At 64.2% G+C, this 22,027-nt stretch carries 17 protein-coding genes and 1 pseudogene; 13 read left to right on the top strand and 5 right to left on the bottom strand.

Annotated elements, in window-relative coordinates; genetic code table 11:
- Positions 1–32: 32 nt before the first annotated feature.
- From ehuD to ehuB, 3 genes are read right to left on the bottom strand one after another with little or no spacing between them, the layout of a single operon-like run.
- Complete coding sequence (gene ehuD / locus C9I57_RS13805) at positions 33–701, bottom strand: ectoine/hydroxyectoine ABC transporter permease subunit EhuD (RefSeq protein WP_107151237.1); 669 nt, start codon at positions 699–701, stop codon at positions 33–35.
- The gene (gene ehuC, locus C9I57_RS13800; protein WP_107151236.1) at positions 698–1,363 is read right to left on the bottom strand and encodes an ectoine/hydroxyectoine ABC transporter permease subunit EhuC; all 666 of its coding nucleotides are present in this window, start codon (positions 1,361–1,363) and stop codon (positions 698–700) included. Before ehuC ends, ehuD begins: the two co-directional genes overlap by 4 nt.
- A 57-nt stretch (positions 1,364–1,420) precedes the next feature.
- Positions 1,421–2,296 (bottom strand): ectoine/hydroxyectoine ABC transporter substrate-binding protein EhuB, encoded by an 876-nt coding sequence (ehuB, locus tag C9I57_RS13795; protein ID WP_107151399.1) that lies wholly within the window; start codon positions 2,294–2,296, stop codon positions 1,421–1,423.
- A 224-nt stretch (positions 2,297–2,520) separates the two neighbouring features.
- Here ehuB and C9I57_RS13790 point away from each other — a divergent pair, with 224 nt between their 5' ends.
- The 8 genes and pseudogenes from C9I57_RS13790 (at position 2,521) to C9I57_RS13755 (ending at position 11,893) form a co-directional block, all read left to right on the top strand.
- Positions 2,521–3,921 (top strand): MocR-like ectoine utilization transcription factor EhuR, encoded by a 1,401-nt coding sequence (locus C9I57_RS13790; protein WP_107151235.1) that lies wholly within the window; start codon positions 2,521–2,523, stop codon positions 3,919–3,921.
- Positions 3,922–4,056: 135 nt separating this feature from the next.
- Complete coding sequence (gene eutB, locus C9I57_RS13785; protein WP_107151234.1) at positions 4,057–5,073, top strand: hydroxyectoine utilization dehydratase EutB; 1,017 nt, start codon at positions 4,057–4,059, stop codon at positions 5,071–5,073.
- Positions 5,070–6,061 (top strand): annotated as a pseudogene (locus C9I57_RS13780) (cyclodeaminase). Before eutB ends, C9I57_RS13780 begins: the two are co-directional and overlap by 4 nt.
- A gap of 43 nt (positions 6,062–6,104) precedes the next feature.
- The gene (gene doeA / locus C9I57_RS13775) at positions 6,105–7,319 is read left to right on the top strand and encodes an ectoine hydrolase DoeA (RefSeq protein ID WP_107151398.1); all 1,215 of its coding nucleotides are present in this window, start codon (positions 6,105–6,107) and stop codon (positions 7,317–7,319) included.
- 4 nt (positions 7,320–7,323) lie between these two features.
- Complete coding sequence (gene doeB, locus C9I57_RS13770; RefSeq protein ID WP_107151233.1) at positions 7,324–8,391, top strand: N(2)-acetyl-L-2,4-diaminobutanoate deacetylase DoeB; 1,068 nt, start codon at positions 7,324–7,326, stop codon at positions 8,389–8,391.
- A 28-nt stretch (positions 8,392–8,419) separates the two neighbouring features.
- A complete protein-coding gene (locus tag C9I57_RS13765; protein WP_107151397.1) occupies positions 8,420–9,928 on the top strand; it encodes an NAD-dependent succinate-semialdehyde dehydrogenase in 1,509 nt (502 codons plus the stop codon).
- A 27-nt stretch (positions 9,929–9,955) separates the two neighbouring features.
- Positions 9,956–11,356 carry an aspartate aminotransferase family protein gene (locus C9I57_RS13760; RefSeq protein ID WP_107151232.1) on the top strand — a complete coding sequence of 467 codons (1,401 nt, stop codon included), beginning with the start codon at positions 9,956–9,958 and terminating at the stop codon, positions 11,354–11,356.
- A gap of 252 nt (positions 11,357–11,608) precedes the next feature.
- Positions 11,609–11,893: an H-NS histone family protein gene (locus C9I57_RS13755; RefSeq protein WP_258187634.1), complete on the top strand. Its 285-nt coding sequence runs from the start codon at positions 11,609–11,611 to the stop codon at positions 11,891–11,893.
- A gap of 64 nt (positions 11,894–11,957) precedes the next feature.
- Here C9I57_RS13755 and C9I57_RS13750 read toward each other — a convergent pair whose 3' ends face one another.
- Positions 11,958–12,908: a response regulator gene (locus C9I57_RS13750; RefSeq protein WP_107151231.1), complete on the bottom strand. Its 951-nt coding sequence runs from the start codon at positions 12,906–12,908 to the stop codon at positions 11,958–11,960.
- A 323-nt stretch (positions 12,909–13,231) separates the two neighbouring features.
- On the opposite strand from C9I57_RS13750, the gene C9I57_RS13745 reads away from it, so the two are divergent.
- The gene (locus C9I57_RS13745; protein ID WP_107151230.1) at positions 13,232–15,610 is read left to right on the top strand and encodes a tetratricopeptide repeat protein; all 2,379 of its coding nucleotides are present in this window, start codon (positions 13,232–13,234) and stop codon (positions 15,608–15,610) included.
- A gap of 76 nt (positions 15,611–15,686) precedes the next feature.
- Here C9I57_RS13745 and C9I57_RS13740 read toward each other — a convergent pair whose 3' ends face one another.
- Entirely contained in the window at positions 15,687–16,391 is a 705-nt protein-coding gene (locus tag C9I57_RS13740) for a response regulator transcription factor (RefSeq protein WP_107151229.1), read from the bottom strand.
- 422 nt (positions 16,392–16,813) lie between these two features.
- Here C9I57_RS13740 and C9I57_RS13735 point away from each other — a divergent pair, with 422 nt between their 5' ends.
- From C9I57_RS13735 to C9I57_RS13720, 4 genes are all read left to right on the top strand, one after another.
- Positions 16,814–18,223 carry a FecR domain-containing protein gene (locus C9I57_RS13735; protein WP_107151228.1) on the top strand — a complete coding sequence of 470 codons (1,410 nt, stop codon included), beginning with the start codon at positions 16,814–16,816 and terminating at the stop codon, positions 18,221–18,223.
- Between the two features lie 12 nt (positions 18,224–18,235).
- Positions 18,236–20,671: a CHASE2 domain-containing protein gene (locus tag C9I57_RS13730; RefSeq protein ID WP_107151227.1), complete on the top strand. Its 2,436-nt coding sequence runs from the start codon at positions 18,236–18,238 to the stop codon at positions 20,669–20,671.
- A gap of 46 nt (positions 20,672–20,717) precedes the next feature.
- Positions 20,718–21,344 carry a DUF4136 domain-containing protein gene (locus C9I57_RS13725; RefSeq protein ID WP_181321829.1) on the top strand — a complete coding sequence of 209 codons (627 nt, stop codon included), beginning with the start codon at positions 20,718–20,720 and terminating at the stop codon, positions 21,342–21,344.
- Between the two features lie 232 nt (positions 21,345–21,576).
- Positions 21,577–21,960: a DUF2917 domain-containing protein gene (locus C9I57_RS13720; RefSeq protein WP_107151225.1), complete on the top strand. Its 384-nt coding sequence runs from the start codon at positions 21,577–21,579 to the stop codon at positions 21,958–21,960.
- The last annotated feature ends 67 nt before the right edge of the window (positions 21,961–22,027 follow it).

The following is a 22,027-nucleotide window of genomic DNA, read 5'->3' as shown; positions in this document are numbered from 1 at the left end:
TTCCGCGTCGACCGGCACGTTTCCGGATGTTTTCATGGCAGTCTCACCGCGTGCTCGACGCGCCGCACGAGTGCCGCGAAGCTCACGCTGATGACGAGGAAGAAAATTCCCGCGAGCGTGATGGGCTCCAAGTATCGGAAGGTCTCGGAGCCGATGTTCTTCGCCTGCTGCATCAGTTCGACGACGGTGATCGCCGATAGCACCGGCGTATCCTTGAACATGGCGACGAGATAATTGCCGAGCGCTGGAATGACAGGGCGGATGGCCTGCGGCAGCACGACGTCGCGATAGGTGCGCCACGGCGAGAGCGACAGCGCGCAGGCCGCCTCCCATTGCCCGCGATGAACACCGTTGAGCCCGGCCCGATAGACTTCCGACGTATAACACGCGTAATGGAGCGCAATGCCGACGGTGCCGGCCGTGAGCGCCGACATCGTCAGGCCGTAGACGGGCAGCACGTAAAACAACACATAGACCTGAATCAAGAGCGGCGTGCTGCGAATGAACTCGACGACAAACCCCACGGTGTGCGAGACCGCCTTGATATGGCTGCGACGCAGGATGGCGAAGACGAGGCCCAGCACGAGCGCGATGGCGAAGCCGACGACCGTGATCAGGATCGTGTAGATCGACGCGTGTAACAGCGCCGGCAGGATGCGCTCGGCATAGCCGAGATCGAAAAGGCGACTCGAGCCGTTCATTTTGTTGCTCCGCGGGCGACCCCGTAACCATGGCTGACACGCCGCTCGAAATGGCGCATGACCGTCGCGAGCAGTTGCGCCAACACGAAGTAGATGACGAGCGTCAGCGCGAAGATTTCCGCTGTCTCGAACGTGGCTTCGTCGAGCTGACGCGCGCGAAACGACAGATCGGACAACGTGATCAGCGAGACGAGCGACGTCCCCTTCAGCAGCTCGATCATCAGGTTCGTCGCCGGCGGCAGCGCGTTGATCATCGCCTGCGGCAGGATGATGCGTCGCAGTCGCGTAAGCGGCGAGATGTTGAGTGCGACGGCGGCTTCGAATTGCCCGCCGGGCACCGACCGCAACGCGCCGCGCAGAATCTCGGAGCCGTAGGCACCGTAATGGAGGCCGAGGCCGACGATGGCCACGGTAAACGGTGTCATGCTGAGGTTGAACGGCGGCAGCGGCAGCACGAAGAAGAACCAGAACAATTGCACGAGCAGCGACGTACCGCGAAAAACTTCGACGTAGACGTTGCCGATCCAGCGCAACGGCCCGAAGGGCGCGGCTTTCAACGCGGTCGCGACGAAGGCCATCGCGATGGCGAGCAGTGTGCTCAGCGCGGCGATCTCGACGGTGACGAGTGTGCCGCGCATCAACAGAGGAAGCAGTTCGGTCATGGCCTTTCCTGAAATCTCGAGGCTCGCGACGCGGGCCGGTCCCGGCCCGCGCGGCGATTACTTGCCGCTACAGATCTCGGCCGCGGTCTTGTTGGTCAAATTCGACTTGTCGAAGCCGAACGGCGCGACCGTTTGCAGATGATCGGGCGTGCCGAGCCACGAATGCAGCACTTTGTCGACCGCCTCGCGAAGATCGGTATCTTCCTGACGGAACGCGAGCGCGCCGTAGCCTGTGTGCTTCGGATCGTCCTTGAAGCCTTCCACCGCTTCAACTTGAGACGGATCCTTCTTTGCTAGCGCTTTCATCGTAAGAGCAGTCCCCACGGCCGCATCGACGCGCCGCTCGCGGACAGCCTGCAATTGGGCCGTGGTGTCCGGCACCTGCTGCAACTGATCCGTTTTTACGCCGTCTTGCTGCGAATAGCCGACTTCGGCCGTTCCCGACATGACAGCCAGTTTGGCATCGGCCTTGGCCACGTCGGAGTAACTATGAAGATTCTTGGGGTTGCCCTTTTGCACGAGCAGTGTGTCCTGGATCTGATATTGCGGATCGGCGAACGCAACCTGCTGGCAACGCTCGGGCGTGATGTACATGCCGGCCGCGATGACATCGAAACGGCCTGCTTTCAGACCCGGAATCAGCGAGCCCCATTCGGTCAGCACACCATCGACCTTTTTGACGCCGAGCTTCGCGAAGACTTTCTTCGCGATCTCGGGCGACTCGCCGGTGACCTTGCCGTCGGGCGTCGTATAGGCAAAGGGCGCCTCGTTGGCATAGCCGATCCGGACTTCGCCCGTGCGCTGAATGCGCTGCAGCGTCGTTTCGGCCGATGCGCCGGGCGTCAGCGCGAAGAACCCGGTTGCCGCAACCGAGCAGGCGATGAGGAATCCTGACAATTGGCTGAACTGAGCATTGAACTGAGAGGCTTTCATGACATTCCCGTAGGTGATGGGGGTAAGTCCGTTCGGCGAATTGCGTGCGCCGGCGCTGTACGACAGGGGTTCGGGCAGTGCGTGCGGCCCGTTCCGTTGGGTGAACCTCCATGTCTTGAGCGCAGCATACAAAGCCATTTTTTTGATCGCGATTGCTCTAGGACAATAATTCACATTGGTAATTGTGCGGACGATGGTCGGCAAACCCAACGAGGAGACGAACCGTGATCGATGATTGGCGCACTGCAGTACGGGCCGTGCATGGCGTGGAATCGAAGTACAAGCGGCTCGTGAAGGCGATCGCGGGCGATATCGAAGCAGCGGTGCTAAGGCCCGGCACGCGTCTTCCGCCGCAGCGCGACGTGGCCGCCGAGCTCGAAATCAGCGTGCAGACGGTGACGAACGCGTACAAGGAACTCGAGCGTCAGGGTCTGATCCGCTGCGAGGTGGGGCGCGGAAGCTTCGTTGCACCTCGCGTCACGGAAAAAATGGCCAATTACATGCTCGATACGGCCGAGCGTTCGGTGATCGACTTTTCGATCGCGCGGATCATCCATACGCCCGAGCACGACCTCATGTGGCGCAAAGTCTGCGCCACGCTGGCGAAGATCGAGGACCAGCCGTGGATTCGCGCGTTTCGCCCCATCGCCGGCTTCGAGCATCACCGGCGCGCGGCCGTCGATTGGCTCGCACGGCTCGGGATGCCGGCGTCGGCCGACACGCTGCTCGTCACGAACGGCGCGGCGCACGGGATCTTTCTCGCGCTTGCCTCGCTCGTGCGGCCGGGCGATACGGTCGTCTGCGAAAGTCTCACGGATCATGGCGTTATCGGATCGGCGAACGTCCTCGGGTTTACGCTGAAGGGCCTCGAGATCGACGAGTTCGGCATTCATCCGGAACACTTCGAAGAGCTTTGCGACAGCGAGCGCGTGACGGCGCTCGTCTGTACGCCGACGCTCAACAATCCCACGGTCGCGTTAATGCCCGAGTCGCGCAGGAGGGCGATCGCGCGCATCGCCGAGCGATACGGCGTGTACGTCATCGAAGACGACGTCTATGGCCCGTTGCCCGCGAAGCCGTTGCAGCCGATCTCGAGCATGATTCCAGAGCTGTCGTTCTATTGCACGAGCATGACGAAGTCGGTGCTCGCGGGCTTGCGCATCGGCTATCTGACGACGCCGAGGCGCCTGGCGCTGCGCACCGAGAGCACGCTGCGCGTGTCGAGCTGGATGGCGACTTCGCCGATGGCCGAGATCGCGACACGCTGGATCGACGACGGCACGGCGGCGCGGCTCGTGCAACTACAGCGCGAGCACCTCGCGCGGCGGCAAGCGCTCGTCAAGCAGATTCTCGGGCCCTACATCGAGGGCAGTCATCCGCATGCGCTCTCGGCCTGGCTGCGGGTGCCCGAGCATTGGCAAGCCGATCATCTCGTGCGTGCGTTGCGCAAACGCGATATCGCCGTGACGTCGCCCGATCCGTTTCTCGTGCGTGGTGTCGAAAGCAGGCCGAATGCCGTGCGCCTTTGCGTCGGGGCCGAAGTCAGCGACGAAGTGTTCGCGCAAGCGGTGAAGACCGTCCTCGAGGTATTCGAGCAGTACCCGCAAATCCATCCCGTCGATTGACTCAGCATGCGTGCGATTCGTTCGAATTATTCGGCAGTGCGAAGGAAATGAACTAGGACAATCGGATTCGTTTTTCAGGACATTAGACTGGGCAGCACTGAAACGCAGCAATGCCCAAACCGATTGCGCCTGACTATGTCCGCCCTTTCGCTTGCCGATGTCTATCGAGCCCGCCGCCGTCTGTACCGACGTGTCGTGCGTACGCCGCTCGTCGAATCGCCGACGCTCTCGAAGGTTGCGGGGACTCGCGTTCTGCTGAAACTCGAGACCGTGCAGCCGACGGGCAGCTTCAAGATTCGCGGCGCGACGAATGCAGTGGGCGAGCTCGCCGAACGCGGTATCGAGCGTGTCGTCACAGCATCCACGGGCAATCACGGCCGCGCGGTTGCCTATGCTGCGCGAGCTTGCGGCATCGAAGCGCTCGTCTGTCTCTCGGCGCTCGTTCCCACGAACAAGGTCGAAGCCGTGCGCGCGCTCGGTGCGCAGGTTCGCATCGTCGGCAACAGTCAGGACGATGCGGAACGCGAGGCGTTGCGTCTCGCGAGCGAAGAGGGCTACTCCTATGTGCCGCCGTTCGACGATTTGAAGGTCATCGCCGGGCAGGCCACGATCGGTCTGGAGATCGTCGAGGTGTTGCCCGACGTCGCGCAAATCATCGTGCCGCTCTCCGGCGGCGGCCTTTTCTCCGGTGTTGCTTTCGCCGCGAAGCAGAGCACGCCGCGCGTGCGCATGACCGGTGTCACGATGCGGCGCGGCGCCGCCATGCACGCAAGCCTTGCCGCCGGCGAGCCGGTGCTCGTCGACGAAGTCGATACGCTGGCCGATTCGCTCGGCGGCGGTATCGGGCTTGCCAACCGGTACACGTTCGCCCTGACGCGCGCGCTGATCGACGAGGCATTGCTCGTCGACGAAGACGCGATCGCGCGCGCGATCCTTCACGCCTATCGATGCGAGCGGCTCGTCGTCGAAGGCGCTGCCGCAGTGGGTATCGCCGCCCTGCTCGAAGGCATGGTGCCGCGTGCGCGAGCGACGGGCGGTGAGCATGGGCCGATCGTGCTCGTCGTGAGCGGCGCCAACATCGACATGAACCTGCACCGGCGTCTCGCATTGCAGGCGCCGCCTTCCGATTCGCTGCTGAGAGGCGCTCCATGAATCCGATTTCCATCGTCGGCGAGGCAACGCTTCGCGAACTCGTGCCGCTCGATCTGGCGGCCATCGAATGCGTGGAAGCGGCCTTCGCCGCGCTTGCCACGGAGCCCGTCGCCATGCCGCCGATTCTGCGGCTGGACCTGCCCGAGCGTCATGGTGAAGTCGACGTGAAAACGGCTTGGCTGCCGAGGCTTGATAGCTTCGCGATCAAAGTAAGCCCCGGGTTTTTCGACAACCCCTCGCTGGGGCTGCCCAGCTTGAATGGCCTCATGCTCGTGCTCTCGGCCAAGACCGGCCTCACGGAAGCGGTATTGCTCGACAACGGCTATCTGACCGCGGTGCGTACCGCGGCGGCCGGTGCGGTCGCCGCGCGCTGGCTCGGCAGACGCGACGCGCGACGGGCCGCCGTCATCGGCGCCGGCGAGCAGGCGCGATTGCAGTTACGTGCGCTTGCGCTCGTGCGCGATATCGAGGAAGTCGCGGTCTGGGCGCGCGATCGCCGGGATGCTGAAAAGTTCGCCGCCGAGATGGGAGAGGGGCTTGGCATCCGCTGCGAAGTGGCGGCGGATGTGCATCGAGCGCTCGAGCGTGCCGACATTGCCATCACGGCGACGCCTAGTCGCGAGCCGCTCGTCGACGCGGCCGATCTCCATGCGGGGCTCCACGTGACGGCGATGGGCTCGGATGCCGAACACAAGAACGAGATCGCCCGGCCGCGATTGCCGCTGCGCGTTATGTCTGCGACCGGTTACAGCAGACCCGCGTGCTCGGCGAGCTGCATCACGCGATCAAAGCGGGCATCGTGACGCGCGATGCCTCGTTCGCCGAACTCGGGCAAGTGATTGCGGGCCGTGCGCCGGGACGCACGAGCGCCGCCGAAGTGACGATTTGCGACTTGACCGGAACAGGCGCGCAGGACACCGCGATTGCGGTGCTCGCGCTCGAGCGCGTACGCGCGGCCGGCGCGGGCGCGACGTTTCGCGACGAATGACCTTCAGTAGTTGATCCGCGAGGAAGAGATGTCGGAACAAACCATGCAAACACCCCCTATGATGCAGACAGCGGCGGCGCCCGTCCGTCTGCCGTTCGAGCGTGCCGAATACGAGGCGCGCATCGCCAAAACGCGTCGAGCGATGCAGTCGCAGGGAATCGATCTGCTGATCGTGTCGGATCCGACCAATATGGCGTGGCTCACCGGTTACGACGGGTGGTCGTTTTACGTCCATCAGTGCGTGCTGCTCGCATTGGAAGGCGAGCCGGTCTGGTTCGGTCGCGGCCAGGACGCCAACGGAGCGAAGCGCACCGTCTTCATGGACCATGCACGGATCGTGGGCTATCCCGATCACTACGTCCAGTCTCGCGAGCGGCATCCGATGGACTATCTCGCGCGCGAAGTCATCGAAGGGCATAACTGGGGCAAGCTCCGGATCGGTGTCGAGCTCGACAACTACTACTTCAGCGCCGCGGCCTACGCGTCGCTCGTCCGTCATCTTCCCGCCGCGACGTGGATCGATGCGACAGGGCTCGTCAATTGGCAGCGCGCCATCAAGTCGCCGCAGGAAATCGAATACATGCGGATCGCGGCGCGAATCGTCGAGAACATGCATCGGCATATCGTCGAGCGGATCGAGCCGGGCATGCGCAAAAACGATCTGGTCGCCGAGATTTACGCGGCCGGCATCGGCGGAGTGGACGACCACGGCGGCGACTATCCGGCCATCGTGCCGCTGCTGCCGACGGGCGCCGATGCCGCCGCGCCGCATCTGACTTGGGACGATACGCCGTTCGCCGCGAACGCCGGCACGTTCTTCGAAATCGCCGGATGCTACCGGCGCTATCACTGCCCGCAGTCGCGCACGGTTTATCTCGGCAAGCCGCCCAAGCATTTCATCGACGGCGAAAAGGCTGTCGTCGAAGGCATCGAAGCGGGACTCGCCGCCGCGAAGCCGGGAAACACCTGCGAGGACATCGCCAAGGCATTCTTCGCAGTCCTCAGCAAATTCGGCATCGAGAAGAACAGCCGTTGCGGCTACCCGATCGGCGCCAGCTATCCGCCCGACTGGGGCGAGCGCACGATGAGCCTGCGTCCCGGGGACAAAACCGTCCTCGAGCCCGGCATGACGTTCCATTTCATGCCGGGGCTCTGGCTCGACGACTGGGGGCTCGAGATCACGGAGAGCATCCTCATCACGGAGTCGGGCGTGGAGACGTTCTGCAATACGCCGCGCCGGCTTTTCGTGAAGGAGTGAGCCGATGTTGCCTTCCCCGATTCAACCGACGCTCGATTTCGAAGCCGAGGGCGAGCAGCACGGTTTTCTGAGGCTGCCGCATTCACACGACGCTTCGGCGTGGGGCGCGATCATGATTCCGATCACCGTGGTGAAACGCGGCGACGGACCGACCGCGCTGCTCACGGGCGGCAATCACGGCGACGAGTACGAAGGGCCGATTGCTTTGTCGAAACTCGCTTCGACGCTCAAAGCGAGCGATGTGACGGGCCGCGTGGTCGTCGTGCCTTTCATGAATTACCCCGCATTCCGCGCGGGCCGTCGCACGTCGCCGATCGACCAGGGCAACCTCAACCGCAGCTTTCCGGGGCGGCCCGACGGTACGGTGACACAGAAGATCGCCGACTATTTTCAGCGCCACCTGCTGCCGCTCGCGGACTTCGTGCTCGACATTCACGCGGGTGGGCGCACGCTCGATTTCGTGCCGTTCGCCGCGATTCACAAGCTACCCGACGTCGAGCAGCAGGCGCGCGCCGAGGCCGCGATGCGTGCATTCGGCGCGCCCTATTCGATGCGCATGCTCGAGCTCGACAGCGTTGGGCTTTTCGACACGGCGGCGGAAGAGGCCGGCAAGGTGTTCGTCACGACAGAGCTCGGCGGCGGCGGGACGGCGACGGCCGCGAGCGTTCGCATTGCCGAGCGGGGCGTGCGCGGCTTTCTCGCCAACGCGGGAATCTGGCCGGTGACGAGCGAGCGAAACGGAGCGATCGATGGGACGGCGAACGGCGCCCGGAGTGCCTCGCGCACGACGACGCTGCTCGACATGCCGGGCTCCGATTGCTACACGACGAGTGAGCACGACGGGCTGCTCGAGGTCTGCAAAGACCTCGGCGATACCGTCGAAACCGGCGAGCTGATCGCGCGGATCCATGACGCGACACGAACGGGCGCGAGGCCGCGTGAATACCGCGCTCGCAGGGGAGGCCTGCTCGCGGCGCGCCACTTCCCCGGACTCGTGCACGTCGGCGACACGATCGCCGTCGTCGCCGAAGTCGTCGAGCGCGGGATCGCGGCGGGATACGCGGGCGCTTGATATCGGTGGACTGATGAAGGAGTTTTCCATGTTGCTGGGTCATCCGGTTCTCATGAAATCGCTTTGCTATGTGGACGGGCGATGGATCGACAGCGACGACGGTACGACCGTCGATGTCGTCAACCCCGCCGATCAAAGCGTGCTGGGCCACGTGCCAATGCTCTCGCGCGCGCAAATCGAAGGCGCGGTCGCGGCGGCGCACCGAGCGTTCGACGCGTGGCGCTGGACGCCCGTCAACCGACGCGCGGCGGCGCTTGCTCGCTGGCACGAGCTCGTGCTGCGGCATCGCGACGACCTGGCGGCGATTCTCTCGTTCGAGCAGGGCAAGCCGCTTGCCGAAGCGCGCGGCGAAGTCGCCTACGCGGCGAGCTTTATCGATTGGTTCGCGCATGAGGTGAAGCGGCTCGCCGGACGCAACATTCCGACGCATATCGACGGTGCGCATCTGGCGACGGTGATCGAACCCGTAGGCGTCGCCGCGCTGATCACGCCATGGAACTTCCCTGTCGCGATGATCACGCGCAAGGCCGCGGCCGCGCTCGGTGCCGGCTGCACGGTTGTCGTCAAGCCGGCGCACGAGACGCCGTTCTCTGCCCTCGCGCTGGCGCAGCTCGCCGAAGAGGCCGGCTTCCCGCGCGGCGTTTTCAACGTCGTGCTCGGCACACCGCAGATGGCGATGGAAACGCTCGTCGGCGATCCGCGCGTGCGCGCGGTCAGCTTCACCGGGTCGACGCGCGTCGGCGCGCTCGTCACGCGCGCGGCGGCCGAGGCCGGCATCAAGAAGGTCGCGCTCGAGCTGGGGGGCAATGCGCCTTTGATCGTCGCGGCCGATGCCGATCTCGATCAAGCCGTGACCGTGGCCGTTGCCGCCAAGTTCCAGACCTCGGGCCAGGATTGCTGCGCCGCGAACCGGATCTTCGTCGCGCGGCCCCTGTACGAGGCGTTCGTCGAGCGGTATAGCGATGCCGTGCGCGCGTTGAAGGTCGGCTCTGCTTTCGAAAGTGGCGTCGATGTCGGTCCGCTCATGCACCAGGCGGCCTTCGATGCGACCGTGGAGCGAGTTGCCGAAGCGCGTGCGGCGGGTGCGCGCATCATGGTGGGCGGCTCGCCGCACTCGCGCGGCGGCTGGTTTTTCGAGCCGACCGTCATCGCCGACGCCGCCCCGGGCATGCGCGTCTACGACGAGGAGAATTTCGCGCCGATCTCAGCCGTGGCGCCGTTCGATACGCTCGACGAAGTCGTAAGGAGTGCCAACGATACGGAGTACGGCCTCGCGGCCTACGTTTGCTCGACGAATATCAACACGATATTCCAGCTCGTTCGCCGCCTCGATTTCGCGATGGTGTCCGTCAACGGGGCGAAGTTTACGGGCGCACCGATTCCGTTCGGCGGGATGAAGGCGTCGGGCCTCGGGCGCGAAGGCGGCACAGAGGGTTTCGAGCCGTTCGTCGAGACCAAATATTTTTGCCTCGGTCAACTCGGCCTGCCGTTGACGAAAGACGAGCCGCGCGAACGACTCGCCGGTGCGGCGACCTGATTGATTGAACTTGATGGAGACACAACCATGACCACACTCGAAAACCTCTTTGCCGCGGACCGCGCTCATTTCATGCATCCGTCCACGCACGCTCACGATCATGCGACCGGCATGCTGGCGGGCCGCATCGTCACGGGCGCGAAGGGCATCCGCATCGAAGACCACGAAGGCCGCTCCTATATCGACGCATTCGCGGGCCTTTATTGCGTGAACATCGGATACGGGCGCACGGAAGTGGCCGAGGCGATCTACGAGCAGGCGAAAAAGCTCGCCTACTATCACACCTACGTCGGTCACTCGACCGACACGATCATCGAATTGTCGTCGCGCATCATCCAATGGGCGCCGGCCGGCATGAAGAAGGTCTATTACGGCATGTCGGGCTCGGACGCGAACGAAACGCAGGTCAAGCTCGTCTGGTACTACAACAATGTGTTGGGCCGACCGAACAAGAAGAAGATCATCTCGCGCGAGCGCGGCTATCACGGCTCGGGCATCGTGACAGGCAGCCTCACGGGCCTGCCGAGCTTTCATCAATATTTCGATCTCCCGATCGAGCGCGTCAAGCACACCGTCTGCCCGCATTGGTATCGCAAGGCGCCGGCTGGCATGAACGAAGCGCAGTTCGTTGCGTACTGCGTCGACGAGCTCGAGAAGCTGATCGCTCGCGAGGGCGCCGACACGATCGCCGCTTTCATCGGCGAGCCCGTCATGGGAACGGGCGGCATCGTTCCGCCGCCGGCCGGCTACTGGCCGGCCATTCAGCAGGTCCTGCGGAAGCACGACATTCTGCTGATCGCGGACGAGGTCGTCTGCGGGTTCGGGCGAGTCGGCTCGAAGATGGGCTCGCAGCATTACGGCATCGAGCCTGACCTGATCACGGTCGCCAAGGGGCTGACGAGCGCCTACGCACCGCTGTCGGGCGTAATCGTCGGCGAGCGTGTCTGGAATGTGATCGACGAGGCTTCCGAGCAGTTCGGCGCGATGGGACACGGCTGGACCTATTCCGGTCATCCGCTTTGCGCGGCGGCGGCGCTCGTGAACCTCGAGATTCTCGAGCGCGAATCGATCGTGAACAATGCGGCGGAAACGGGCGCCTATCTGCTCGCAAGGCTCCATGCCACGTTCGACGACCATCCGCTCGTCGGCGAAGTCCGCGGCGTGGGGATGCTCGCGGCGCTCGAGTTCATGGCCGACAAGGAGGAGCGGCGCCCGTTCGATGCAGCTTTGAAAGTCGGGCCGCGCGTCTCGGCGGCGGCGTTGCGCCGTGGCCTCATTGCGCGTGCGATGCCGCACGGCGACATTCTCGGCTTCGCGCCGCCCCTCATCGCAACGCGGGCCGACGTCGACGAAATCGTGCGGTTGACGCGCGAAGCGGTTGACGAGGTGGCCGCGGAACTGGCCGGGGCGACGATCGCTTCGGCTTGAGGCGGGGCGGCGGCCGAGCTCGGCCGCCGCAGGTTCCATGACGGGAATCGTCGGCGACGGAGTCGTGCTCGCGGCGGCGCGTTACATTGCCGGGCACAGCCGTTGCTCGCGCTGGACGAGCGGTGCCGCTGGGCGCCGGAAAACGCCGAAAACTGTTGGTGAGTCGGAAAAAACTTCGAACTTCACACAGTTGTTGCGAGCGCCGTTAGAATCCGTTGCGTTTACACCAGACGAAACCGGAGGAACCTGTCCGTGGCGACTTACAAGGAACTATTGGCAAAAAAGCAAGAACTGGACATTGAAATCGAAAATGCACGGCGAGCGGAGGCACAAGCCGCACTCGAAGATATCCGTGCAACGGTTGCGGCGTTCGGCTTCACGCCCGAAGACATTTTCGGTTCCCGCCGCAAATCGAAACCCTCGAGCGGCGCGCCGCGATTCCGCAATCCGGAAACCGGCGAAACGTGGGGCGGGCGTGGCCCGCGTCCGCGCTGGCTCAAAGGCAAGGATCCCGAGCAGTTCCGCGTCGCGAACTGAACCCACTCGGCACGGCGCCGGCTTTTCGAATCGCCGGGCACCGCTTTGCGAGGCTTCACTTCCATCACGCCATGCTTCCCGGCAGGAACGCCTCGATCTTGTCGAGAAGCGTGGCCCGGTGAAGCGGTTTGATCATGAAGCCTGCCGCGCCTGCTTTCAGGCTTTCCATCACGACCGTACGCCGGCCGTACGCTGCCATGAGCACAACGGGGATGCTGGCAAGCGGCTCGACCGACTTCAGGCGGCGCGTGATTTCCATGCCGTTGAGGTCGGGCAAATCGATATCCATCAGAACGAGATCGGGGCGCCGGGTCCAGATCGAGTTGAATGCCTGCGCGCCCGTCGATGCATGGATCAATTCGACTTTCGTGTTTTCGAGCAGATGCGAAAGCAGCGTTCGCTCGAACGCATCGCCTTCGACGGCGAGCACCGTTGGACGAACGCGCTCCGCCAGCGCTCCCATGACACGCGCAGCCTGCAACTGCGGTCCGAGCGCGCCGGCAAGCGCCTGCGCCGCCGTGCATAACGCATCGACCGATTCGCCGACCTGACGGAAGCATCGCTGAAACGCCGGGCCCGCGGATCGTGCGGCGGCGTGCGCGACGGCATGCGTCCTGCCGACTTCGTGCGCGAATCGATGGGCACGTTCGGCCAGATTCGGCGTGAGACGAGCGATGTGCCGTGCGTGCGCGGCCAATTGATCGACGCCGACCGCGTCGCACGACGCTTTCGGAAGCAGACCGAGGGCGTGATGGATCGCCATATCGAGGCGCCGAACGTCGAACGGCTGCGGCCAGAACAGGACGTAGTCGTCGAAGATGCCTGCCTCGCACGCCTCATAGGCACGCTGCAGCTCGCCGACGCGGCAAAGCACGATCGTTTTGTGCGGCGTGACGTGCGCGAGCCGGCTCGAACGGAAGAGACGGTTCCGGTAGTCCTGGGCCGCAGCGAGCGTTTCGAAGGCGAGCACGAGCACCGCTGGCCGCGATGCTTCGAAGTCCGAAACAGTTTGCATCGGTTCGATCGAGATGCGTATGCTGCACGGTTCGGCAATGAAGCGCCTCACGCGTCGGGCGCAAGTCTCGCTATCGGCGGCAATCAGGATCGAACGATTCTCTTTCAACGGATTCACCTACTGACGCGCCGCCCGCGGCGCACATCGCCGGCGCTCGCATCCGGTCGATACCCGCTTACTCATTGTCGGCGCGACACGGCGCATGGGCTTCACGATCGCATTATGGAAGTCGCGAGTTTTCGATCCGTTCGGTAAAGGACATTTCGACGTGTCAGGCGGAACCTCTACAATCGCGGAATCTTTTGTGACAGAGGGTGGAATCGATGTCGATCGAGGCGCGGCTTGCGCGGGCGAAGGCCCATCATCTGGCGGGCGAGTTTGCCGAGGCGCGCGAGCTGTACGAGGGGATCCTCGCCGAGTTGCCGGGGCATCACGACGCGGTGTTCCGGCTCGGCGTTCTCGCGCTTCAAACGGGCGACCCCGAGCGGGCGCTCGCGTGGGTCGCCAGGGCGCGAGCGCATGTGCCTGGCGAGCCGCGTTATCGGCTTGGCGAAGGCCAGGTCCTTGCCGCGTTGGGCCGCCTCGACGAGGCCATCGATGCTTATCGCAACTTGTTGTCGGATCAGCCGGCTTACGTCGATGCCCGGTTCGCATTGGCCGCGTTGCTCGAAGCCAAAGGCGATTGGCGCGCCGCCATCTCGGCCTACGAGGCGTTGCTTGAGCTCGATCCGGCGAATCTCGACGCGCTGAACAATCTCGGCAACTGCCATCGCCAGTGCGGCGAGTCAGAGGCCGCCGAAGCTGCGTACCGGCGCGCGCTTGCGGCACATCCGCGCTATGCGAGCGCGCTGACGAACCTGGCGACATTGATGCTCGCGCGAGGCCGGCTCGACGAAGCGATTGCGCTTGCCGACGACGCGGTGAGGGCCGAGCCGAGCGCGCCTGACCATTGGGTCAATCTGGGCGCGGCGCTCGCCGCGCGCAGGCGGTTCACGGAGGCTGAAACGGCGCTGAGACGAGCGCTCGCGCTCGACGCTCGTTTTCCGAACGCGGCGTACAACCTCGGTACCGTTCTTCATGCGCTCGGCCGCTATGCCGAAGCTGCCGATCAGTATGAAGCGGCGCTCGCGCTCGTTCCCAATCATGCCGACGCGTGCAACAACCTCGGCGTGACACGAGAGGCGCTCGGGGAGTTTGCCGCGGCAGCCGCTGCGTATGCGCGCGCGTTGCAGGCCCGCCCCGGCTTCGTCGCCGCGCACAACAACGCCGGGAGCCTCGCGCGCAGGCTCGGACGCATGGATGAAGCCGATGCGCATTATCGCGCGGCGCTCGCGTCGCGCGAAGGCGCAACGGATGCGCCGACTCGATCGACGACCTACAACAATCTGGGCAACTTGCTGAAGGACACGGGCGCGCTCGACGAAGCGATTGCCGCTTTTCGAGAGGCGCTCGCTCACGACCCCGACAATCTCATCGCGCACTGCAATCTTGCTTACTCGCTCGCGTTTCATGTCGACGATGGCTACGCCATTCTCGACGAGTGCCGGCGGCTCGCGGAGCGCCATGAGAACCGCGTGGTCCCGGCAAGCATTGCTTACGGCAATGCGCGGGTGGCCGACAAGCGCTTGAGAATCGGCTACGTATCGGCTGATTTTCGCGATCATTGCCAAGCGCTTTTCATGACGCCGCTGCTCGCGCATCACGATCATCGGCAGTACGAAATATTTTGCTATTCGAGCGTGCAGCGGCCGGACGCGGTGACGGCCCGACTCGCGCAGTATGCCGACGTCTGGCGCGAGGTTCGCCACATCGACGACGAAACGCTTGCACGCATGGTTCGAGAGGACGGCATCGACGTGCTCGTCGATCTGACCATGCACATGGCGGACGGCCGGCCGCTTCTGTTCGCGCGCGCTCCCGCGCCTCTCCAAGTGGCTTGGCTCGCGTATCCGGGAACGACGGGCAGTCGTTCGATCGGCTATCGGCTAACGGACCCGTGGCTCGATCCGCCGTCCGATCGTCGCGACGACCGCTACAGCGAGCGCTCGATCCGCTTGCCCGAGACGTTCTGGTGCTACGATCCGCTCAGCGATGGACCCGCTGTCAATGCGCTGCCTGCGCTAACCGAAGGCCGACTGACCTTCGGCTGTCTCAACAACCCCTGCAAGCTCAACGAGCAAACGTTGCGAATGTGGGCCCCGGTGCTCGCCGCGCTGGACAATGCACGGCTCCTTTTGATGGCCGCGCCGGGCCGTGCGCGAGAAAGGCTTGCCGAGCGCGCTCGCGCGTGCGGAATCGATCCGGCCTGCATCGAGTTCGTCGCGTTCCGGCCGCGCGCGGCCTACCTCGAGACCTATCAACGGATCGATCTCGCGCTCGACACGTTTCCGTACAACGGTCACACGACGAGCCTCGACGCGTTGTGGATGGGCGTGCCCGTCGTTTCGCGCGCGGGCACGACCGCAGTGGCCCGCGGCGGATTGAGTCAGCTCGGCAACCTCGGCCTGACCGAGCTCGTGGCATTCACGGACGAAGAGTTCACGCGCAAGGCGATTGGGCTTGCGCGCGATTTGCCGCGTCTTGCCGGCTTGCGCGCGGGGTTGCGGGCACGGATGGAGCGTTCGCCGCTGATGGACGGGGCCCGCTTCGCCCGCAACGTCGAGCAGGCATTCAGGCAAATGTGGCAGCAGTGGTGCCTGTGAGTCATCGCTCGCGCATCAGTCACAGCCGCTCGCTTGCCGCCTGGCGACCGTGCGCGAATTCGTCGAGGCAAACGGCTCAACGCTCCTGCGGATCGCGCACCAGATCGAGCCGATAGCCGTGTCCGTACACGGGGGTCAGCCGCAAGCCGTTTTCGGGCCGCAGTTGAAGCTTTGCGCGCACCCTGGAGACGTGCGTGTCGAGCGTGCGGGAAATCGCGCTCGGCGGCTGTCCCCAGACTGTTCCGCCGATATGCTCGCGTGAAAGTATTCGCCCGACATGCTGAAACATCAGCAAGGCAAGATCGAATTCGCGGCTCGTCAGCTCGATCGGCGCGCCGCCGACGTAGCACGTGCGTGTTCCCGGGTCGATCCGGTAGCGGCCGAGTTCGATCGACTCGGCGTTGCGCGGCGAATGCGGATTCATACGACGCGCGAGCGCATCGATGCGCGCCATCAGCTCGGCTTTCCGAATCGGCTTGATCATGTAATCGTCCGCGCCCGCGTTGAGCGCCGCGACGATGTCCTCTTCGAGCGAGCGGCTCGTCATGAAGATGATGGGCACATGCTCGCCGAGATTTGCCCGCGCCCATAGCGTGACCTGGTGTCCGCTTACGCCGGGGACCTGCCAATCGAGCAGCAACATGTCGAAACCTTCGCGCTTCAACCTGCGGATCAGTTGGCTACCATCGGTGAACGGATAGCATTCGTGTCCGCGGCTCGCCAACAATTTGTTGACGTGTTCGATTTGGCCCTCATCGTCTTCCAGATATGCAATCTTCACTTGGTTCTCCCGCCGGTCACGAGGCAATGCGCCCGAACCACGGATTTTTGCGGTCGCATGGTGGAACTGCGAATTCTAGCGCTATCCGCTCATCGAGTTTGGACCTGATCGCTGGCCCGGTCGTCAATCAGTGCCGTTTCGCCCGAAGGTAAGACTCCGACTGGAGCGAGTTGACAATTGTTTGCATTCGTCGAACGGGGCATTTGCGGCGCTGCGGCGAGGATGACATTTTATCGTCACGCTCCGTCCTGATTGACCGACGATCGATATTTTTACTGCCGCGATAGGACGGTAAGCGTGGCGGCGTCGCGGCACTGTTCGCGCAAGCCGTTGAAAAAATGATAAGGGGTGCGTAATATCTGGTGACTTTTTCTCGTTTGGGCGCAATGTCACAACGATATTTTTCGTTTTTTCTGCGTGAGATGCGCCGATTGCCGAGTAGCGTAGTACGGCAGCGCCGCGCATTCGCGATCCTTACGACGGGCTTTACACTCTTTATTATGTCGCCTGTCGTTCGGGCGGAGGCCGCGAAGGTCGATAAGGCCGCGAAGCCGGAGACCGTTTCCTACGCCGCGCAACCGGGCGACACGATTTACGAAGTCGCCGACCGCTATTTGAGCGATCCATACGATTGGCGTGTGCTCGCGCGATTGAACCGCGTCGATGCGCCTCGCAGGCTCAAGCCCGGAACTTTGCTGAAGCTTCCCGTCGCGCTGCTGAAGCGGGATCCGCTCATGGTGCGCGTTCTCGCGGCGAGCGGGGACGCCGAGCGGATCTCGAAGGCGGTCCCGCCTTTGCCGCTCGCCGAGGGCGCGTCGCTTGGGGAAGGCGATGCGATCAGCACGGGTTCCAACGGTTTCGTCACCATCGAGCTCGAGGACGGAACGCACTTGACGCTGACGCCACGAAGCACGCTGGCACTCGGCACATTGCGGCGAACGGTCTTGACGGGACGGACCGAACGCGATTTCTCTCTCATTCGCGGTGAAGTGGAGAGCGAGGTCGAACATTTGACCAAGCCGGACGATCATTTCGAGATCCATGCGCCTTCGATCGTCGCCGGCGTGCGCGGCACGCATTTTCGCGTGAATTACGACCCGGTCGCGACGACGGTCGAGGTGCTCGACGGAAAGGTGGCGGTCGGTAACGCCGAGACGCATGCGCCGGCCACGAAGGGCAAACTGGACGAAGAAGCGGCGGCACCGCAGTCCCAACTCGTGCCGGCCGGCTATGGCAGCGTGACGCGCGGCGGCGCCGTGGGTGCGCCCGTCGCGTTGTTGCCGGCGCCCACGCTCGCGCATCCGGCGAAGATACAGGACGGCCCTCACGTCGAGTTCGATCTGCAGCCGGTGGCGGGTGCGACGCACTATCGCCTCGATATCGCGCGGGACGCAGGCACGCTCGACCTCATCCGCGAGACCCGCACGCAAACGCCCCACGCGTCGTTCGAGGACGTTGCCGACGGGACCTACTTCGTTCGCGTCTCGGCCATCGATGGCGCAGGTCTCCAAGGCCTGCCGCGCGTCTACGCGTTCGAGCGGCGCCGCAACGGTGTGGACGCGTCGGCTGGTCGCGCCGGCGGTGCACGCAGCTACGAGTTCCGCTGGCTCGCAAGCCGCCCCGGCGTCGACACGCATTTTCGTTTCGTTCTTTCGCGCAACGAGGATTTGCGCGATCCGCTCGTCGATGCAGTCGACATTTCGGGGCATCGATTCGTGGTGACGGGCCTGCCCGCGGGTGTTTACTACTGGACCGTCATCGCCGAGCAGTTCGAAAACGGCCGCTTCTATGAAACCGCCGCCGGCGTGCGTTCGTTTACGCTCGCGTATTGAACGATCGCACCGATGAGCCTTCGCGCCATACGTTCGCTGCTGCGATATTGGGTCCGCGTGGCTCGGCGCCGGTTGCGCCCGGAACGCCGTTATTTGCTCGAATGGATCTTCGTGGGCGTGGTCGGCGTGGCGATCGTGATGGTCGGGGCGATGACCCACGCGATGACGAACCTCGACCGGATGGCGTACGACAGGCTTCTGCGAGTCGACTCACGGCCGCTGCTGCCCGATATCGCAATGGTCACGATCGACGACGCGAGCATCGCGGAATTCGGGCGCTGGCCGTGGCCGCGCGACCTGCAGGCGCAGGTCGTTCGTGCCGCGTCGCAAGCCGGCGCGGCGGCGATCGTCTACGATATGTTGCTCACGGAGTCATCGCCTGACGATCAGGTGCTCGCCGACGCCATACGTACGGTGCCGACCTTTCTCCCGCTGCTGCTCATGCGCGCCCCGCCTGGCGATGCGCGCACCGTCGTACCGCCCGTCGCCCCGTTCAGGGATGCGGCGGCGGGGCTGGGCCATGTCAATCTCGAAGGCGATGGCGACGGCATCGTCCGCAGCGTCGCACTGATCGAGGGCGACGGCGATGCACGCAAGCCCTATATCGATGTGCCCGTCTACGCGGCGATCCGCGACGGCTCGCTAACGTTCGCGGGAGGGCGCTACGTCGTCGATGGGCTGAAGGATCAGCGGCAAGGCACGCACGGCGATGTCCGAGTGCTGATTCCTTTCACGACTGCATCCGCGATGCAGGTATCGTGCGCGCAACTGCTCAAGGGCGACGTGCCCCGCGACGCGTTGCGAGGCAAGATCGTGTTCGTCGGTGTCACCGCGGCGGGCGTCGATGGCCATCTCTCGACGCCGGTCTCCGGGCATGTCGGTCCCATGCCCGATCTCGCCGTGCATGCGCAGGTACTGAGCGCACTGCTGTCGGGCCGCGTCATTCATTCCGCGCCGGCCGGTGTCACGTTCGCCGCTTCGCTCGTGCCGGTTGCCTTTTTGCTCGCCGGCTTCTTCTTTCTCTCGCCGTGGCGCTCGCTCGTGCTGACGAGCGCGCTAGGCGTCGCCGTTGTCGCGGCGAGCGCGATTGCGTTGCGCGGCGCCGATATCTGGGTTTCGCCGGTTCCCGCGGCGGTCGCTGTCGTCGTGCTTTATCCGATCTGGAGCTGGCGGCGGCTCGAGATGACGATGTCGCGCCTTCGTTACGAATTGAAGCAACTCGACGACGACGTCGATCTATTGCCCGTACGGTTCGTCGCGCGGCGCGAGTTCGGAGGCGACGTACTGGAGCGCCAGATCGCGCTTGTCGAGCGTGCCGCTCACCGCTTGCAGGACATGAAGCGATTCGTATGGGATAGCCTCAACAGCGTGCCGGAGCCGGTGCTGGTTGCCGACGGGCAGGGTATCGTGCTGCTTGCGAACCAGGCCGCGCGCGCGCATTTCGCGAGGCTGGGCGGCCCCGAACCTGCCGGGCGCACGCTGACTCAGGCGCTCGGCGGCTTCTCGCTGACGAAGTCGATCGAGACTTCGCCGGAGCTCGAAGCGGAAATACGTGCGAGTTGGCCGGCCGTTCTCGATCCGACCGGAAGGCACGTGGGTATCGTCAGGCGAGGGATCGAAGTACGCGATCGCATGGGCCACGAGTACCTGTTGCGCTATGAGCGATGCAGGAATCAGCGCGGCGAGGAGTCGGGCAGCTGGGTGGCGGGCATGGTCGAAGTCACGGCGCTGCACGCGGCCGAGCGCGGCCGCGAGGATGCGTTGAGACTCCTCTCACACGATATGCGTTCACGCCATGCGTCGATTCTCGCGCTGATCGAGCTTGAACGCTCGAACACCGAATCGGAACGAACGCGGGTGTTGCTCGAGCGCATAGAGCGGCACGCGCAGCGCGCGCTGAAGCTCGCCGACGACTTCGTTCAACTCGCGCGCGCGGAGTCACAGACCTACTCGCTCGAGCCCGTCAATCTCGTCGACGCCGTAATCGATGCAAGCGACGAGATCTGGCCGCAGGCCCGGGCGAAAGACATCCGCGTGGAAATGAAGCTGGACGGCAACGAGTACTGGATCGCGGCGGACCGCTCGCTGATGACGCGGGCGATCGCGAATATCCTCAACAATGCGGTGAAGTACAGTCCCAGCAGCACGGTCATCGCAGTCGGCGTGAGTTTGGACGCTTCGCAGCGCGTGCGGTGCACGGTTCGCGATGAAGGCTATGGCATTCCCAAGGATATGCAGGCGCACCTGTTCGAGCCTTTCCGGCGTTTCCATTCGCCAGGCCAGCCGCCTACCAACGGCGCGGGCCTCGGCATGGCTTTCATCAAAGCGGTCGTGGTGAGGCACGGCGGAGAAGTTCAGGTCGACAGCGCGCCGGGGCAGGGAACCACGGTGACGATACGGCTACCGCTGCTCGATTCCGCGGCGATGGAAGCGCTGAGCGGTCAATAGCCACCTTTCGGGCCAACGGGGAATGCATTTTTCAAGCGAGGAAACGGTGAAATCGGTATGGATCATGATGTGCCTCGTCGCGGCGGCGCTAACCGGCTGCGCGGTCAAATCGGAGGTCCGTGCATCGCTGTCGTCGGCGGCGGATTTGACGGGGCAGCCGCGGACTTATGTCCTGTCTCACGCGCCTTATCCGGCCGCCGACGGCGTGCGGGCGCAATACGAGTCGGTCGTTGCCGAATCGCTGCATCGGCACGGCTTTGTTGCCGCAGGCGCGGACGAAGCGCGCTACCGTCTCTCGGTCTCGTACGAGACGCATGAGCAATCGATCGCGGCCGGGGGCGGGGTTTGCTCGGCGGGCGGCGATTGCGGCGAAGCAGGTAAGCCAAGCAACGGAGACGGAGAAGGCCACGAAGGGCCCGCGCTCCTTTCATGGCCCTGGCAGCATACGTTCGTCCACTCGCTGACGCTGCGGTTTTTCGAGCGCGCGAGCGGCCGGGAACTCTACAAGGTAAGCGCGACGAATCGCGATCACGAGGCTTCGCCCCTCGTCTCCCTGCGTTATCTGGTGGAAAGCGCGTTGGCGCGCTTGCCGTACCCGACGGACGGCCTGTGGCAAGTGAAGCTGGGCGGCAGCGAGGCAGGCACGCCGCCTACCATCTCAAAAATCCGTTGACAAACGTGGCGCAGGCAGGGAAACTCGTCCGCATGCATACGCCAATCTACATCGCCTGGATTAACCACCCAATGAACGCCCGCTGGGGCGGCTCATTGGGGGCGTACGCATTGTCTCTGCCACGAATTGCGCATTAGTTGGCAGTACGAATGGATGCAAAGCCCCCGGCAAACGGGGGCTTTTTCGTTTTGGTGGTGCCCTCCGTCTGCCGGTTCAATCGACGGAGAGGGAAATGACCGAAAGAAGTCCGCAGTTCGATTGTCGTGAGGTGTCCGCCCTGCGTTCGCTCGACGATGACAGGGTATTGAAAATCATCGTCCACGTACCGCTTGCACCGCATCGCATCGTCGGCTGGCGCATGCGAGCCGATGCGCAACTGCGCGCGCACGGCAGCCAGATCTGGTTGACGCGCGAGGGGCGACTGGACGACTACTGGCTGCGCATGGGCGATGTCGTCAACTTGAAACGCGGCGAACGGGTGTGGTTGAGCGTCGATGGCGGCGCCGAAGCCCACGTCACATTCACGATCCAATGCCCCGATCGCCGGGCCGGCTTGCGCAGGTGGCTCGCCCGTCTTCAGGCCAGGTTGTTCGGCGGCTTGCCGATCGGTGTCTGAGCGAATCCGGATTGCACGGCATGGTGCGGGGCGAGCTCCGCGCGGTGATGTCGCTCGTTTCCGCCGC

Source organism: Trinickia symbiotica, assembly GCF_003028655.1.
In the GTDB taxonomy this organism is placed as follows: Bacteria; Pseudomonadota; Gammaproteobacteria; order Burkholderiales; family Burkholderiaceae; genus Trinickia; species Trinickia symbiotica_A.
The sequence above is the reverse complement of the archived record's forward strand: the minus strand, read 5'-3'. Positions and strand labels throughout refer to the sequence as shown.